Annotated in this window: 16 protein-coding genes; 5 read left to right on the forward strand and 11 right to left on the reverse strand. The window is 72.5% G+C overall.

The genetic code is table 11. The features are described 5' to 3' along the window. Positions 1 to 26: 26 nt before the first annotated feature. From ACFQUV_RS22635 to ACFQUV_RS22660, 6 genes are read right to left on the reverse strand one after another with little or no spacing between them, the layout of a single operon-like run. A complete protein-coding gene (locus ACFQUV_RS22635) occupies positions 27 to 464 on the reverse strand; it encodes an NlpC/P60 family protein (RefSeq protein ID WP_129611191.1) in 438 nt (145 codons plus the stop codon). Between the two features lie 7 nt (positions 465 to 471). Further along, on the reverse strand, positions 472 to 1,323 hold the full coding sequence (locus tag ACFQUV_RS22640) for a DUF2163 domain-containing protein (protein WP_129611190.1): 852 nt from the start codon (positions 1,321 to 1,323) through the stop codon (positions 472 to 474). A 30-nt stretch (positions 1,324 to 1,353) separates the two neighbouring features. Continuing rightward, a complete protein-coding gene (locus ACFQUV_RS22645; RefSeq protein WP_129611189.1) occupies positions 1,354 to 1,998 on the reverse strand; it encodes a DUF2460 domain-containing protein in 645 nt (214 codons plus the stop codon). A 27-nt stretch (positions 1,999 to 2,025) separates the two neighbouring features. Further along, on the reverse strand, positions 2,026 to 2,628 hold the full coding sequence (locus ACFQUV_RS22650; protein ID WP_129611188.1) for a phage tail tape measure protein: 603 nt from the start codon (positions 2,626 to 2,628) through the stop codon (positions 2,026 to 2,028). Then, a complete protein-coding gene (locus ACFQUV_RS22655) occupies positions 2,621 to 2,830 on the reverse strand; it encodes a rcc01693 family protein (protein WP_129611187.1) in 210 nt (69 codons plus the stop codon). The genes ACFQUV_RS22650 and ACFQUV_RS22655 overlap by 8 nt, the downstream gene beginning before the upstream one ends. Further along, entirely contained in the window at positions 2,827 to 3,198 is a 372-nt protein-coding gene (locus tag ACFQUV_RS22660; RefSeq protein WP_129611186.1) for a gene transfer agent family protein, read from the reverse strand. Before ACFQUV_RS22660 ends, ACFQUV_RS22655 begins: the two co-directional genes overlap by 4 nt. A 619-nt stretch (positions 3,199 to 3,817) precedes the next feature. Here ACFQUV_RS22660 and ACFQUV_RS22665 point away from each other — a divergent pair. Then, positions 3,818 to 6,100, forward strand: coding sequence for a trehalose-6-phosphate synthase (locus ACFQUV_RS22665; RefSeq protein WP_307719477.1), 2,283 nt, complete (start codon positions 3,818 to 3,820; stop codon positions 6,098 to 6,100). A gap of 202 nt (positions 6,101 to 6,302) precedes the next feature. On the opposite strand, the gene ACFQUV_RS22670 is transcribed toward ACFQUV_RS22665, so the two are convergent. Continuing rightward, on the reverse strand, positions 6,303 to 8,162 hold the full coding sequence (locus ACFQUV_RS22670) for an SUMF1/EgtB/PvdO family nonheme iron enzyme (RefSeq protein WP_165364160.1): 1,860 nt from the start codon (positions 8,160 to 8,162) through the stop codon (positions 6,303 to 6,305). A gap of 383 nt (positions 8,163 to 8,545) precedes the next feature. On the opposite strand from ACFQUV_RS22670, the gene ACFQUV_RS22675 reads away from it, so the two are divergent. Beyond that, a complete protein-coding gene (locus tag ACFQUV_RS22675; RefSeq protein ID WP_129611184.1) occupies positions 8,546 to 9,898 on the forward strand; it encodes a globin-coupled sensor protein in 1,353 nt (450 codons plus the stop codon). A gap of 211 nt (positions 9,899 to 10,109) precedes the next feature. Continuing rightward, complete coding sequence (locus ACFQUV_RS22680; protein ID WP_111388782.1) at positions 10,110 to 10,577, forward strand: DUF992 domain-containing protein; 468 nt, start codon at positions 10,110 to 10,112, stop codon at positions 10,575 to 10,577. Positions 10,578 to 10,625: 48 nt separating this feature from the next. On the opposite strand, the gene ACFQUV_RS22685 is transcribed toward ACFQUV_RS22680, so the two are convergent. From ACFQUV_RS22685 to ACFQUV_RS22700, 4 genes are read right to left on the reverse strand one after another with little or no spacing between them, the layout of a single operon-like run. After that, complete coding sequence (locus tag ACFQUV_RS22685; protein ID WP_129611182.1) at positions 10,626 to 11,033, reverse strand: phage major tail protein, TP901-1 family; 408 nt, start codon at positions 11,031 to 11,033, stop codon at positions 10,626 to 10,628. Positions 11,034 to 11,069: 36 nt separating this feature from the next. Then, positions 11,070 to 11,477 (reverse strand): DUF3168 domain-containing protein, encoded by a 408-nt coding sequence (locus tag ACFQUV_RS22690; RefSeq protein WP_129611181.1) that lies wholly within the window; start codon positions 11,475 to 11,477, stop codon positions 11,070 to 11,072. A 22-nt stretch (positions 11,478 to 11,499) separates the two neighbouring features. After that, positions 11,500 to 11,826 (reverse strand): phage head closure protein, encoded by a 327-nt coding sequence (locus ACFQUV_RS22695; protein ID WP_129611180.1) that lies wholly within the window; start codon positions 11,824 to 11,826, stop codon positions 11,500 to 11,502. Further along, on the reverse strand, positions 11,823 to 12,386 hold the full coding sequence (locus ACFQUV_RS22700; protein WP_129611179.1) for a head-tail connector protein: 564 nt from the start codon (positions 12,384 to 12,386) through the stop codon (positions 11,823 to 11,825). The genes ACFQUV_RS22695 and ACFQUV_RS22700 overlap by 4 nt, the downstream gene beginning before the upstream one ends. Before the next feature lie 51 nt (positions 12,387 to 12,437). Between ACFQUV_RS22700 and ACFQUV_RS22705 the strand changes: the two genes are divergently transcribed. Both ACFQUV_RS22705 and ACFQUV_RS22710 read left to right on the forward strand, forming a co-directional pair. Further along, positions 12,438 to 13,247 carry a trypsin-like serine protease gene (locus tag ACFQUV_RS22705; RefSeq protein WP_129611259.1) on the forward strand — a complete coding sequence of 270 codons (810 nt, stop codon included), beginning with the start codon at positions 12,438 to 12,440 and terminating at the stop codon, positions 13,245 to 13,247. Positions 13,248 to 13,449: 202 nt separating this feature from the next. Then, on the forward strand, positions 13,450 to 15,849 hold the full coding sequence (locus ACFQUV_RS22710) for a PAS domain-containing sensor histidine kinase (protein ID WP_280176771.1): 2,400 nt from the start codon (positions 13,450 to 13,452) through the stop codon (positions 15,847 to 15,849). Positions 15,850 to 16,031 lie beyond the last annotated feature (182 nt).

A 16,031-nucleotide genomic window follows, 5' to 3' on the forward strand; every position in this document is an offset into this window, starting at 1 on the left:
TGTCGGAGCTGGCGTGGCGGACGTGATCAGGCGATCACGTCCGGGAACGCGAAGGCGCCGGCGATGCGGCGGCGCCACCACGGCGCGATCACCACCTCGGCAACGCGCGCGCCGTCGTGCGCATGCACCATCAGGTCGGGTGCCGTGACAATGGCGGCATGCTTGGACGGCAGGCCGGCGCGCCAGCGGAACAGCAGCACGTCGCCGGGCCGCGCCGTGTCCGGCGCGATCGTGATCAGATGGCGCCCCGCGGCGGCGAGCAGCGTGTCGCGCCCGGTCGCCTCGGCCCAGTCCGGCGTGTAGGCGGGCAACGGCTCCGGCTCGTCGCCGTGCAGCGCCCGCCAGATGCCGCGCACGAGGCCGAGGCAGTCGCAGCCGACGCCCTTCACCGACGCCTGATGCCGGTAGGGCGTGCCGATCCAGCTCCGCGCCTCGGCCACGATCGTCGCGCGCTCGATCACCATGGCGTCCTCACGGATGGCCGATCACATAGTCGTTGCCGGGAATGTGCGGGAAGCCGCGGAAGCGCGCCGTGTTGGCGAAGCGGTCGCGGCAGGTGGCGAAGCTCTTGTCGCAGCCGGCCGTGACCGTGAAAGCGTCGCCCGGCGCGATCGGCTCGGGCATCGCCCGCCACAGCGCCAGCGTCACGCCGTCGGCCGCGGCGGTGTGGATCTTCACCTCGCTGGCGAGGCCCGCATTGGCGCCGCCTGTGAAGAGGAGCCGCCCGCCGGTGAGCCCGCCGTCGGCAAAGCCGTCGCAGCCCGTCACCCGCAGCACCGAGGTGCCGACGAGCGCCGCCACGGTGCCGCTCGCCCGCCGGGACGGCGCCGTGAGATCGACCCCGCAGCGCGCGTCGCCGAGATCGGCATCGCAGGCCGCCGTGTAGAGCCGCCCGCTCTCCTGGGCGAGCCGATCGGCGAGCGAGCGCAGCTCCGCCGTGAAGGCGGCGCCCTCGCGCCGCACCTCGCCGACCGTCGCGGTGGCGACGAGCACGCGCAGGGCCGGCTCGCTCCAGTCGACCAGCCAGGTCTCCACCGCGGCACCGTCGAAGCGGCCGGCCGCGAGATCGGCGTCGGTCAGGCTGTCGTCGGCGAGCGCGCCCGACACCTCGGCGCCATCGACCTGGAGACCGAAGCGGCTCGTCGCCTCCGAGGCATCGAGCCCGGTGCCGGCGCGGCACACGGTGCCGTCGAGCCTCACGTCCTCGTCGTGATCGGTGAAGCCGAGCACGACGCCGTCACGCCGGCGCAGCACGAAGCAGCGGCACAGCGTGGTGACGCCCGCATCGAGACGCCCCTGAAGGGCGGGCGGAACCTGTCGCATGAGATCGCTCCCCTCACATCGGCCCCGCCGTCACGGCCGGATCTCGATCAGCGGAATCTTGGGGATGGCGCCCGCCTCGAAGGCCGACAGGTCGACCTCCAGGTAATCGGTGTCGAAGCGCACCGGCACGTCGAACAGGAATCCCGCGGTGACGGCGGCGCCCGGCGGCGGCTGGTGACTGGCCAGAAACGTCACGCGGCCGGATGTGGCATCGCAGACGAAGTGGGTGCCGGCGGTGCGCTCGAGGCCGCCGACCGCCACCCGCACGCTGCCGGCCACCGGCTTGCCGATCGGCCGGCGATACGGCGCGTGAACGCCGCCGTAGAGCTTGACGAGATCGAAATCCACCGTGGTGCCGTCGCCGATGCCGATCTGCTGATCGACCGGCCGCGGTGCCGCGACGCCCGGCGGCGCCGAGGAGTGATCGAGCCGATCGCGCCAGCGGAAGCCGTGCAGGCGGCCGCGGCGCTCCTCGAAGAACGCCACCACGGCGGCGAGCGCCGCGAAGCTGCGCACCCCGTAGCCGGCATCCCAGCGGCGACGCGCATGCGCCCAGCGGGCGTTGCGCTCCTCGCGGCCGGAGGCGAGCGTGACGATCTCGGTGCGGCGCTCGGGACCACCGGCGCTCTTCAGCGCGACGTCGAGCGGAAACAGGACCTCGTGGAAAGCCGCCATGGCGATGCCCGATCGGATACGACATGATCACAGGCCGCGACGGCCGCGCGCCACCGCGCGGGCGATCTGGCCGGTGAGATAGACCTCGGAGGCGCGGAAGCTCGCGGCGTCCTGCGCCGTGATGTTGACGGTGACGCGCACCGGCGCCTCGCCGGTGCCGCCCGCGATGCCGAGGCGGCCGTCGGCGCCGCGGACGAGCGGCACGATCGCCTCGGGGCCGGCCTCGCCGGCGAGCCCGAGCCCGCCGGCCGCGAGCGGGAACCAGGTCGGCGCCCCGATGACGCCGCCGGTGGCGAACGGCGTCACCGTCGGCATCACGCCCGCCCCCGGGCCGGAGGCGCCGCCGAGCAGACCGCCGAGCAGGCTCTGAAGTCCTCCGGCGAGGCCGTTGGTGAGCGGCGTGAGCGCCGCCTTCAGGGTCATGTCGGAGAGCCGCAGCACCAGCGACTTGAGCACGTCGTCGAGCTGGCGGCCGCCCACGACCGCGCCGGTCAGCGCCCGGCTCATGGTGCGCGAGAAGGCATCGGCTTCGAGCCGCAGATCGAGCAGCCGCCCCGACAGGGCCTCGGCCTTGCGCTCGGTCTCGTCGAAGCTGGAGGTGAGGCCGCCGGGATCGCCGGGATCAACCATCGGGATATCTCCTCATCAGATCCGCAAAGGCGGCGCGGCCGAGCGGCGCCGCGACGCCGATGCCGCGGGCGCGCAACGCCAGCGCCAGCTCACGCGGTGTCATCCGCCAGAACGCATCGGGTGCGAGCCGCAGGACGCCGAGGCCGATGCCGATCGCCTCGTTCCATGGAAACGGCGAGACGGCGGCAGCGCGCGCCGTCACCGTGCGTCCTGCGGCACCCGGGGGCTTTGCAGGCCCGGCGCCGCCGTCGTGATCACGTCGTCGTTCCCGAACGTCGCGGCGAGTAGATCGGCGGCGATACGCACGAACCCGATGGCGCCGCCCGGTGCGGCCATCGCGGCCACCTCCTCGTCACTGACGCGCTCGCCCGCGCCGCGCAGCCCGGCGGCGACGATGCGCAGGACATCGGCCGCCTTCAGGCGTCCGCCGGAGAAGCGCGCGGCGAGCGCCACCAGATTGTCGGCCGCGAACGCGGACTCCAGCTCGGCGAGCGCGCCGAGCGTCAGCACGAGACGCCGGTGCGTGCCGCCGATCTCCGCCTCGATTTCGCCACGATATCGATTGGGCATCACGCCTCCTGATCAGTTCATGCGCCGTGTCCGGCGCGTCGATGCGATCGTCGGCGGTCTTCTGCCACCATCGAGACGGCCGCCACTCGTCATGGAACATTGACAAAGCATCGCTCGGATGGTCTGCCAGGGATGGGGACTGGGGAGATACCGATGCAGATCATCACACGCTGCGCGCATCCTGATCCGGCCGCCGGCACGGACATGCTGTTTCGTCACGTCGTGCCAGTCATGACGACGTGCGCCACGGCAACGCGACGAATGATCGCGAACACGTCGCCCCTCCCCTCCGGCAGAAGAGGCTGACCGCGGGCAGCGAACGGATGCCCGCGACCCGACGGTCGGCAGACCCGCTGCCGATTCACCTGGACATCTGCTGCGACGCAAGAGCCTCGCGCCGACATGGGCGCGTGCACCGACGGCCGGCGTCACCGCGTCCATCACAGCCCCGCTGCACCGGCCTCGCGGCGCCACCGTGCCCGCGCGCCGCAATCCTTGACCCATCGACACGCGCCGCCCGTCGCGGCGACGACCGCCGGGACCGCGACCTCCGTGGCCACAATGGCTGCGGTGCGCGACGCCCTGCCGGCGGCCGTCTCGGCGCGAGAGGAGACGAACCATGATGGCCTCGCTGTTCGCCGCCGCGCACCGCACGCATGCGGTGGCGCGTTCCGACGCGGCCCACCGGCTCGCCCGCAACCCGATGGTGCGTTACGCCCTGCTCGGCATTGTCGCGGCCGTTCTGGTGATGGCGATGCTGGTGCCGGTCGGCACCGCCGTGATCGAAGGATGGTCGCGGCGCGACGTCGAGCTACGCTCCCGCCTGCTGTTCCGCTCGATCCGCGATCAGATCGCCGCCACCCGCATGCGTGCCGACGCCACCGGCCTCGCCCCGCTGTTCGACCGCATCGCCGAGGACGAGCGCATCCTGGCGCTCGGCATCTGCAACGACACCGGCGGGCTCGTCCACGCGACGCGGCAAATGCCGCGCAGCGTCACCTGCCGCGCCCTCGCGCTCGGCGAATCAGACGCCTTCACGACGCTCACGGACGAGAATCGCCGCATCCATGTCGGCGCCTTCCGGCTCGCGACCGAGGCGGGCGGCGGCCATCTCCTGGTGCTGCACGATCTCGCCTTCGCGGACGCCCGCGTGCGCACCGCGCGGCTCTACACCGTCCTGTCGGTGGCCGCGGTCGCCGGCGGCGTCGGCCTGCTGGCGGTCGGCATGGCGCTGGCGTTGGTGCGGAGCTGGACACGCTCGATGCGCGAGGTGGTGTCGGAGGCACGGCACGGACGCCTGATCGACTGCACCAAGGGCCGCGACATGCCCGCTGGTCGGGAGATCGCCGCGCTGATCGACGACTTGCGGGGCGAGAAGGCCGGTGCCGAGGGCATCCATGTCGAGTGGTCGCCCAAGATGCTGCACCGCCTGCTCGACGAGGAGCTGCCCGACGCCGAGGTTCTGGTGGTCTCCAACCGCGAGCCCTACATCCACAACCGCACCGATGCCGGCATCACGCTCCAGACGCCCGCGAGCGGCCTCGTCGCGGCGCTCGAGCCGGTGATGCGCGCCTGCGGCGGCACCTGGATCGCCCACGGCAGCGGCTCGGCCGATCGCGAGACGGTGGACGCGCACGATCGCGTCCGCGTGCCGCCCGCCGATCCCGCCTATGCGCTGCGCCGCGTCTGGCTCTCCGAGGCGGAGCAGGACGGCTACTATTACGGCTTCGCCAACGAGGGGCTGTGGCCGCTCTGTCATATCGCCTTCGTGCGCCCCACCTTCCGCGAGCAGGACTGGCAGCAGTACCAGGCCGTGAACGCCCGCTTCGCCGACAGCATCGTCGAAGAAGCCGGCCGCGACGACCCGATCGTGCTGGTGCAGGACTATCACTTCGCCCTGCTGCCGCGGATGATTCGCGAGCGGCTGCCGCGCGCCACCGTGGTGACGTTCTGGCACATTCCGTGGCCGAACGCCGAGACCTTCGGCATCTGCCCGTGGCGCGACGAGATCATCGACGGGCTACTCGGCAGCACCATCCTGGGCTTCCACACCCGCTTTCACTGCAACAACTTCCTGGAGGCGACCGACCGCTTCATGGAGAGCCGCATCGACCGCGAGCACGGCTCGATCACGCTCCGCGGCCACGAGACCATGATCCGCTCCTATCCGATCTCCATCGAGTGGCCGCCCGCCGCCCTCGCCGGCCAGGCCCCGCCCGCGCAGTGCCGTGCCGCCGTGGTGGCGCGCTACGGCCTGCCGGCCGACGCCCGCATCGCGGTCGGGGTCGAGCGCTTCGACTACACCAAGGGCATCCTCGATCGCGTCGCCGCCATCGACGATCTCCTCACCCGCAACCCGGACCTGAAGGGCAAGCTCGTCTACATCCAGGCCGCCTCGCCCACCCGCAGCAAGCTCGGCGCCTACAGCGCCTTGCAGGACGAGACGGTGCGGCTCGCCGGCGAGATCAACGCCCGTCACGGCGGCGACGGCTGGTCGCCGATCGTGCTGTCGATCCGCCACCACGAGCCGCACGAGGTGTTCGAGCTGTTCCGCGCCGCCGACACCTGCATCGTGTCGAGCCTGCACGACGGCATGAACCTGGTGGCCAAGGAGTTCGTCGCCTCGCGCGACGACGAGCACGGCGTGCTGATCCTGTCGGGTTTCGCGGGCGCCTCGCGTGAGCTGTCGGAGGCGCTGATCGTCAATCCCTACGACACCCGCAGCATGGCGGCCGCCATCGAGCGGGCACTTTGCATGCCGGCGGCCGAGCAGCGCGAGCGGATGCGGCTGATGCGCGATCAGGTGCGCCAGCGCAACGTCTATCGCTGGGCCGCCCAGATGCTGCTCGACGCCGCCCGGCTGCGCAAGCGCGAGCGCATCGTGACCGCATCGGAGTCGTGACGCGCCGCTCTCATACTGTTTTCGGGTGATCGGTTCGCCGTCATTCGGGGGCGCCGCACCCGGACCGGCGCTTCGCGCCGTCCGGGCGCAGGCTCCGCGGCGAGCCCGGAATCCAGCGGCAAATTCGGAGCTCTGGGCTGGCTTCCGGATAGCCGCTTCGCGGCTTCCGGAATGACCACCGAATTGATCCGCCGATCTCGTATCAGCGGTCGAGGGTCCGCATCACGCGGAAGCCCACGATGGCGCTGCGGTCGCCGGTGCCCAGCATGGTGCGATAGGCGGCGCGCAGCCGGCGCTGGTCGTCGACCCACGAGCCGCCGCGCAGCACCCGCCGGGTGCAGTCGCCGTCGCGCCGTGCCACCGCGGCCGAGGCCGGCGCGCCCGCATGGCTGTCGGACCAGCAGTCCGCCGTCCACTCGGCGAGGTTGCCGTGCATGTCGTTTAGGCCGAAGGCGTTCGGCGCCAGCCGGCCGACCGGCGCTGCGTGCACGAAGCCGTCGCGGCACGGGAAGATCAGCGACGGACCGTGCGCCGCCAGCGCGCTGCGCAGCGACAGGTCGGCGCCGTTGCCGTAGCCGCACATCGCCGTCTGGTCGTCGCCGAAGTGATAGCGTGACGCCGGACCCGGGCGGCTCTCGCCGCGCAGCGCATATTCCCACTCGGCCTCGCTGGGCAGCCGGTAGTCCTGCCCGGTCTTGCGCGAGAGCCAGTCCACATAGGCGTCGGCATCGCGCCACGACACGCAGGCCACGGGGTGCGTGCTCGTCTGCGGATAGCCGGGATTGCGCCAGTCGCGCCCGGCCCGCTCCTCGACGATGCCGTTCTCGTAGGTGTAGCAGCGGCCGCCGGTGTCGTGGCCGGTCTCCGCCACGAAGGCGGCGAACTCCCCCACCGTCACCTCGAAGCGGCCCATCGCGAAGGCGCGCGGCACCACCACGGGGTGCTGCGGCCCTTCGTTGGCGATACGCAGCGGCTCGTGGTCGGGCGACCCCATGGTGAAGGCGCCGGCCGGCAGCACCACCATCGCGGGGCAGCTCTCGCAATCGCGCAGAACCTCGCCGATCCGCGGTTCCGCCTCGCCGGTCCCGCTCCGCGGCACGGGCTGAGGCGGCGCGGGCTGAGACGGCGCGGGCTGAGGCGGCGCGGTGCGCGGCTCCGCCGGCGCGGTCGGTGCCGCGTCCGCCAGATACACGTCGGGGCCGAGGAGCTGATCGTCATAGGCCGGCACCTGCTCGTGGCCGACCGCGCGGGCGAGCGCCACCACCTTTCGGCGGGTCTGCGTCGCCACCGCCTTCAGGTCCAGCCCCGGCGTCGCCAGCGTCTCGGCGAACACCCGGGTGAACACCGAGTTCGGATGCGGATCGTCGGGGCCGAGACGATCGAGCGCCGCCTGGCCGAAGCCGGCCGCGTAGATCGCGAACAGCCCGTGCGGCGGCGTGCTCTGAGCCAGCCCGCGGGCGCTCCCGAGAGCGCGGCGGTCGCTGCCTTGCAGGGGATTGTCGCGGCAGGCGTCGAGCACCAGCACGGCGACGCGGGCGCCGGCCGCGGCCAGCCGCTCGACCAGCGCCGCCTCGGCGAGCGCATGCTCGGCGAGCCGCGCCTCCTCGCCGCGGCCGGCGGCTCGCGGCTCCGGGATGTCGGACGGCAGCAGATAGTTGGCGCCGCCGAGCGCCACCCCGTGGCCGGCGAAGTACACGAAGGCGATGTCGTCGCGGCCCAGCCGCGCCGCCACATCGGACAGCCGATCGATCATGGCGCGGCGGTCGAGGTTCTCGCCGTAGACCACCGCGAAGCCGAGCCCCGCGAGAGTGTCGCGCATCAGCCGGGCGTCGCGGACGGCGTTGCGGAGCTGCCGCTCCGGCCCGAGATGGGCGTAGATGTCGTTGCCGATCACCAGGGCGTATCGCCCCTCGGCGGCCGCGGGCGAGACGTGTGCGAGCAGCGCCGCCAGCCCCAGCGTGACGGCGACGACGAGGCCCGCGAGAGCGCCGGCACCGCGTTTCCGCCGCCCAACGAGCGCGGCAAGCCACGGCAGCCGGTGCCGAACGAGGGGGCATGCCATGCCGGTCACTTTCCGAACGCTGGGGCGGAATCCGATCCAACTGGATCGTGTTCCGCCCCAGAAGTCCTTGCATGATCGCATTTTCGACGGCGAACCGGCGTCCACTTCGCCGGAAAATGCTCCAATCTCCGCTCGCCCGTGACGAGCCGCGGCGGTCCCGGGCGAGCCTGCCGAGAATCGGGCGGATCGCCTCGTCCCGGCAACTCCGTATGGACGCGGAGGGAGCGTCTTGGTGGACGGCCGACCACGCCTCGTACGAAAGCATAACCCGAGACGACGTCAGTAGAAGAGCGAACAAACCATTTAAGTACAGATTAACCACCCACGTCCCCTAATGCGCGAGAGCAGCGCGCCATGTCAGCAAAGATTGCAAGGGACGCACCATGAGTGGTGACACTGCGTTGGGTGAACGTGTCGACTTTGTCCAGATCGACACCGAGACACGATCCCTGCTGCGCAGTCTCCGACCTCTGATCGCGGAGCATCTTCCCCGCATCCTCGACGACTTCTACTTGCAGGTCGCGAAGTTTCCCCAGACGAGCCGGATGTTCTCCGACCCGCGTCACATCCAGCATGCCAAGGCCAAGCAGCTCGCCCACTGGGACACGATCGCGGCGGCGGAGTTCAGCGACGCCTACGTGTCGTCGGTCCGGCGCATCGGCGAGGCGCACAGCCGGCTGGGGCTCGAACCGCGCTGGTATATCGGCGGCTACAGCTTCGTCATGGTGCGCCTCGTCGAGGTGATCGAGCGCCAGACCGGCGCCGGCTGGCGCGGCGGCGGCGCGGCGGCGACCCGCAAGGCCAAGCTGCTCGGCGCCCTGTGCAAGGCCGCGATGCTCGACATGGACTTCGCCATCTCGGTCTATCTCGACGCCAGCCGGCGCGAGAAGGAGCAGGCGCTCGCCCGCATCGCCGGCGCCTTCGAGGCCGACATCGGCGGCATCGTCGAGACGGTGTCGCGCACCGCCGGCGATCTCGCCGGGGCGGCCCAGTCGCTCGAACGCACCGCCACCAGCACCCAGGGCCTGGCCCGCACCGTGGCGCACGGCTCCGAGGAGGCGTCCACCAATGTCGACTCGGTCGCCGCCGCCGCCGAGGAGCTGTCGTGCTCGGTGCAGGAGATCGGCCGCCAGGTCGAGAGCTCCAACCGCATCGCGGCCGAGGCGGTCGCGCAGGCGGCCCGCACCGACCAGCGGATCGCGGCCCTGTCGCAGGCGGCCGCCAGCATCGGCGACGTCGTCAAGCTGATCAACACGGTGGCGAGCCAGACCAATCTGCTGGCGCTCAACGCCACCATCGAGGCGGCGCGCGCCGGGGAGGCCGGCAAGGGCTTCGCGGTCGTCGCCCACGAGGTGAAGGCGCTGGCCGCCCAGACCGCCAAGGCGACCGAGGAGATCGGCGCCCACGTCTCCGGCATGCAGACCGCCACCGCCGACTCGGTGGCCGCCATCAAGGAGATCGGCACCACCATCGAGCGCATCTCGGAAATCGTCGGGGCGATCGCGGCGGCGGCCGAGCAGCAGGGCGGCGCCACGCGCGAGATCGCCCGCAACATTCAGCAGGCCGCCGCGGGCGCCAGCCAGGTCGCCGTCACCATCGCCGAGGTCGATGCCCGCGCGGTCGAGACCGGCAATGCTTCCGCGGCCGTCAGCGACGCCTCGCAGTCGCTCGCCGGCGAGAGCGAGCGCCTCAGAGCCGCGGCCTCCCGCTTCGTCGCCACTGTGCGGGCGAGCTGACGCGACGTCGCGTCGGCGCCGCCCACCACCGGACCCGCGCGGTAAGCGCGGGTGCCGCAACCACGCCGTGCGGTTGACTCGCCGACACGAGGCTTCTCTATGGTCGGCGGCCGGCTGCGGCCCCGCGACTCGCGATCTCGCGAGTCGCGATGTCGGGAATCGCTGCGTCGCGCCTCCCACACCGCGGCCGCCTGGACTACTGGAGGACTCGATGTCTCGACTGAAGGTGGCGCTCCTGCTCGCGGGCAGCGCCGTGTTTGCGTCCGTTCCCGCCGCGGCCCAGCCGCTCGTCAATGTCGGCACGCTCGCCTGCCAGGTCTCCCCGACCATCGGCATGGTGGTCGGCTCGACCCAGCAGGCGCATTGCGTGTTCAAGCCGAATCGCGGCCGCAAGCAGACCGCCTATGTGGGCGCCGTCTCGCGCGTCGGCCTCGATGTCGGCGTCAGCCAGGGCGGCCCGATCGTGTGGTCGGTGTGGGCACCGACGCCGCGCCTGCCGCGCCGTGCCCTCGCCGGCAGCTACACCGGCGCCAGCAGCTCGCTCGCCGTCGGCATCGGGCTGGGCAGCAACGTCCTGGTCGGCGGCCCCTATCGGTCGATCACCTTGCAGCCCGCGATGCTGCAAAACTATGTCGGCGTCAACGTCGCGCTCGGTGTGTCCGGCCTGACGCTGCGGTGAGGCTGCGGCCCCGACCCGATCGCCGCGGCGCCCGCGCCGCGGCTCTCGTCACACCGCCGCGAAGACGAGCGCGCCGGCCGACTCGAGCGCCAGCTCCCAGGTGACCTCACCGTCGTGCTCGCCGGCGAATTCGAGGCTGGTGATCTGGAACGGTCCGGTCACGGTGCCGAAGTCCGGAATCACGAGCTGACAGCTCCGCACCGCGCCGTCGAAGAACATCTGACGCAGCAGCGCGTCGGACGCCGCGTCCTTGAACAGCCCGCGCCCCGCCACCGCGGCGCGCTTGACGCCGGCGCCGTCGAGGAGCTCGCGCCAGCGATCGGCCGACTCGGCATGCGTGATGTCGACCGTCTCGGCATTGAAGGCGAGCCGGCGCGAGCGCATCCCCGCCACCGTGACGAAGCCGGTGCCGTCGTGCACCTTGAGCAGCAGGTCCTTGCCTTTCTGGGCGGCCATCTCGTCGTCCTCCGATCATGCGGGCAGCGGGTGGGCTCACGCCGGCTCGGTGACGGCGCGGAAGCGCACCAGGGCGTGATAGGTGCGGCCGTCGCTCTCGCGCCGCACGTCGGCGAGCGCGAAGCGCAGGTTGACGAGGCGATGGCCGGCGAGCGTCAGCGGCGCGTCGTCGAGCGCCTGGAGCAGTGCGCCGGCGATCAGATGCGCCTCGCGGTGGCCACCCTGGTTCGACCAGGCGTGCAGGGTGAGCTGATGCTCCTCGCCGCCGTCGTCGCCCGGCGCATGGGCGGTGGTGCGCGCCTCGCCGAGCGTCACATACGGATGGGCGACGTGGCGCGGCGGCTCGTCGTAGACGCGGGCGCCGCCGAGCAGCGCCACGAGGGCGCCGTCGGCCACGAGAGCGGAGCGGACGGCGCTGCGCAGCGCCGCGGCGGCGGTGGTCATGTCGGCGTCTCCGGTGAGGCAGTCAGACGATGCGCTCCTCGGCGTCGACCACGACGAAGCGGCCGGCCGGATCGAGGTCGCGCAGCGCGACGATGCGGAACAGGCGATCACCGAGGCGCAGCCGGTGCCGCGGCGTGATCGCCGGCCCGGCCCGCAGCACGATCCGGTGGGTGAGGACGGCGCCCGCCGTATCGGCGGCGACGTCGTCGCGCCCGGCGCGGGGCTCGATGGCGGCCCACACGGTGGCGACCGCGACGTGGCTGCGGACGACGCCGCCGGCGCCGTCCGCGAGCTCCGTCGGGGCCTCGATCACCAGGCGGCGGCGCAGGCGTCCGGGATCGGGCGTCATGGCGCCAGCACCCGATAGGGCGCGATCAGAGCGGCGACTGCCGGCGGCGGGCCGGCCGCCGCATCGACGCCGCGCGCTTCGTAGAAATGCGCGAGCCACAGCCGCACCGCCTGGACGAGCGGGGCCGGCACGTCAGCGGCGACGTCGCCGTAGCCGACCGTGACATCGAGCGCGATGCCGGCGACGCGCAGGCCCGGGGCCGGCAGCGTGCCCGGGGCGGCCGCGATGACGCCCGGGGCGGCGGCGGTGTCGAGCGCGAAGGCGCCGACCGGGACCGGACGCGGCATCCCGTCGGCATCGTGGATGCGCGCCGCCACCAGCGTGCGCAACGGCGCCGGCAGCACCCGGATGCGGCCACCGGCTGGCCAGGCGTCGCGGACGATCCGCCAGGTCTGGGTGATCAAGGCGCGGCGGGTCGCGGTCTCGACCAGCCGGCGCGCCGCCGCGATCAGCGCGGCGATCAGCGCGTCGTCGTCGTCGTGATCGACGCGCAGGAACCGCTTCGCCTCGACGAGCGACAGCGGCTCGGTCGCCGGCGCGACGAGAAGCATGGAGGACATCGTGATCTCCGCTCGGTTGACAATCCCGTGGCGCTGCGGCTTGTCGCGCGGATGCGCCGTCTCCTCGCCGCCGCCCTCTCGGCCGTCCAAATCGTGCCGGCCGGTCTTGCGACCGTTGCGGCCGCCCTCGCCCCGTGGGCGGGGCCGGCCGCCGCCCTGGTGGGCGACAGCCCGGCGGCCGCGCCGGTGCTCGCGCGCCACGTCGTGCTGATCGTCGGCTCGCGCGGCAGCTCCTGCACCGGCACCGTGCTGGCGCCGACGCTGGTGCTCACCGCGGCGCACTGCGTGCAGCCCGGTGCCGACTACAAGCTGGTCAGCTTCGATGCGGCGCGGCGGCCGACGCTGCTCGACGTCGCCGCGGTGCTGCGCCATCCCGGCTTCGACATGGCGGCCCTGCTCGGCCATCGCGCCACCGCCGACGTGGCGCTGCTGCACGCGACGGCGCCGCTGCCGACGCCCTTCGTGGCCGCGCCTCTCGGCCGCACCGATGCGATCGCGGTGGGCGATCCGGTCACCGTCGTCGGGCTCGGCGTCGCCGTGCGCGGCGACGGCCGCAGCGGCGGCACCGCCCGCATGGCGACGCTCGCCGCCACCGGCCGGCCCGGCTCGCTCCAGCTACGGCTCGTCGATCCGGCCGCCGGGGGCGAGCGGCCGGGCCGCGGCGCCTGTACGGGGGATTCGGGCGCACCGGCGTTCCGGGACGAGAACGGCCGCGCCGTCGTCGCGGGAGTCGTGAGCTGGTCGACCGGGCCGAAGCTCGCAGCGGGCTGCGGCGGGCTCACCGGCGTGACGCCTCTCGTCCGCTACCGCGCCTGGATCGTGGATTCGGCGCAACGCCTCGGCGTCGCGCTGTCGCCTTAACGATCCAGTTGGATCGGATTCCGCTCCAGCGGCATCGGAGTGCCGCCGTGGTGGTTCGTGCGACGCAATCCCGTTGCGCCGACGGAACCGGGACCCGGGCGATGCGTTGGGGTCCTGGCCACACTCGCTCCGCATGCCGACGCGCTGTCCGTCATGCCACTCCGTCCCGCCACAGGTCCCGCAGTCGAACGCCGTCCGGATGATGACATCGAGCCCAGATTCCGCGCGCCCTCGCCGGCAGGACGACCGCTTGCGCCAGCTCATCGATGCCCTTCCCGAGCAGGCGATCGCCATCCTGGATGTCGGCGGCGTGGTGACCGGGTGGAACGCGGGCGCCGCCCGCCAGTCGGGCCTCCCATCCGACACCGCGCAGGGCCTTCTTTTCGCTCGACTGTTCCCCCCCGAGGAACGCCAGGAGGGCCTGCCCGAGCGGCTGCTGGAGGAGGCGCGGCGCACCGGCCAGGCGGCCGCCGAGAGCTGGCGTCTCCACCCTCATGGCCGCCGCTTTCGTGCGACCACCCGGGTGCGCGCGCTGGCGGACGACGCCGGCCGGCCGATCGGCTTCGCGGTCGTCACCCTCGATCACGCCGGACGCGACCACACGGGACACGAGCGCGCCGAACTCGACGGAACCGAGACGACGACGGACACCAGCGAGCGCAGCTATCGGCTGCTGCTCGACAGCATCTCGGACCACGCCATCTACATGCTCGATCCGAGCGGCAGCGTCACGCACTGGAATGCCGGCGCCGAGCGGCTGAAGGGCTGGACCGAGGCGGAGATTCTGGGCCACCACTTCTCCCGCTTCTACACCCGCGAGGACCGCCTCGCCGGCCTGCCGGTGCGGGTCCTCGATACGGCGACGCGCGAGGGCCGCTACGAGGCCGAAGGTTGGCGTGTCCGCAAGGACGGCAGCCGGTTCTGGGCCTTGGTGGTGGTGCAGCCGGTGCGCGACACCGACGGCACGCTGGTCGGCTTCGCCAAGATCACCCGCGACATCACCGAGCGGCGCGCCGCCCAGGAGGCGCTGCGCGAGAGCGAGCGGCAGTTCCGTCTGCTGGTCAAGGGCGTCTCCGACTACGCCCTGTTCATGCTCGATCCCAACGGCATCGTCACCAACTGGAACACCGGGGCGGAGGCGATCAAAGGCTATCGCTCCGACGAGATCGTCGGCCAGCACTTCTCGCGCTTCTACACCGATCCGGAGCGCGCCGCCGGCCTGCCGGCCCGCGCCCTCCAGACCGCCGCGGCCGAGGGCCGGTACGAGGCGGAGGGCTGGCGGGTGCGCCGCGACGGCCGGCTGTTCTGGGCCCATGTGGTGATCGATCCGATCCACGACGAGAGCGGCACGCTGATCGGCTTCGCCAAGATCACCCGCGACATCACCGAGCGGCGCGAGGCCCAGAAGGCGTTGCAGCAGGCCGAGGCGAAGCGCGCCCGCGCCCACAAGATGGAGGCGCTCGGTCAGCTCACCGGCGGCGTCGCCCACGACTTCAACAATCTGCTGATGATCGTCGGCGGCCATCTGAAGACCCTGCACCGGACCGCCGAGGGCGACCCCAAGGCCATGCGGGCCGTCGAGGCGATCACCCTGGCGACCCGGCGCGGCGAGGCGCTCACCCGCCAGCTCCTCACCTTCTCGCGCCGTCAGACGCTCAATCCGGTGACCATCCGGCTGGACGATCATCTCGACGGCTTCCGCACCATGCTGGAAAGCTCGGTCGGCGGCGCCGCGATGCTCGCCATCGACGTCGGGCGCGAGGTGTGGCCGGTCCGGGTCGATGTCAGCGAGCTGGAGCTGGCGCTGGTGAACCTCGCGGTCAACGCCCGCGACGCCATGCCGGACGGCGGCATGATCACGATCGTCTGCGAGAACGTGCAGACGGCGCCGGGCGACGGCCCGCCGCTCGCCGGGGCCTTCGTGGCGCTGTCGGTCGCCGACACCGGCACCGGGATCGCGCCCGACATCCTGCCTAAGGTGTTCGATCCCTTCTTCACCACCAAGCAGGCCCAGCAGGGCACCGGGCTCGGCCTGTCTCAGGTGCACGGCTTCGCCCACCAGTCGGGCGGCACCGTCACGGTGGACAGCCGGCTCGGCGCCGGCACCACGGTGACCATCTATCTGCCGCGCTCCCACGACGCGCCGGAAGCCCGTGAGCCGGCGCGCGCCGCGCATCATGTTCAGGGCACCGTGCTTCTGGTCGAGGACAATCCGGAGGTCGCCGAGATCAGCGCCGCCATGCTGGCCGAGCTCGGCTACCTGGTCGAGACGGCGAGCAACGCCGCCGGCGCGCTGGACGCGACGGCGCGCCGGGAGTTCGCGCTCGTGGTCAGCGACGTGGTGATGGCGGGCGACATGGACGGCTTCGCGCTCGCCCGCGCGCTACGCGACCGGCGCCCCGGGCTGCCGCTCCTGCTGGTCACCGGCTACAGCGAAGCGGCGGCTCGCGCCGATGCCGAGTTCACGCTGCTGCGCAAGCCGTTCGATCTCGCCGAGCTGAACCGCGCGGTGGCGACGACAGTCCGGCGGGCGCGCGGCGACGCTTCGAATCTGGTGCGGCTCGACGAGGCCCGCCGCGGCCGCCGCGACGAGGAAATGTAGCGCCCGGCCGCCGGCCGACCTCGTGCCGGACGCGATCCGGCCGATCAATTCGGCGGTCATTCCGGAAGCCGCGAAGCGGCTGTCCGGCGACTGTCTTGGATGTCAAGCGGGTGCGTATACGACGTCGGCTTTGACGAGGCCGTTGGCGACGACGAGGATCTTCCTGGCGACGGCGATGAGGG

The organism is Rhodoplanes sp. P11, from assembly GCF_964266735.1.
GTDB lineage: Bacteria > Pseudomonadota > Alphaproteobacteria > Rhizobiales > Xanthobacteraceae > Rhodoplanes > Rhodoplanes serenus.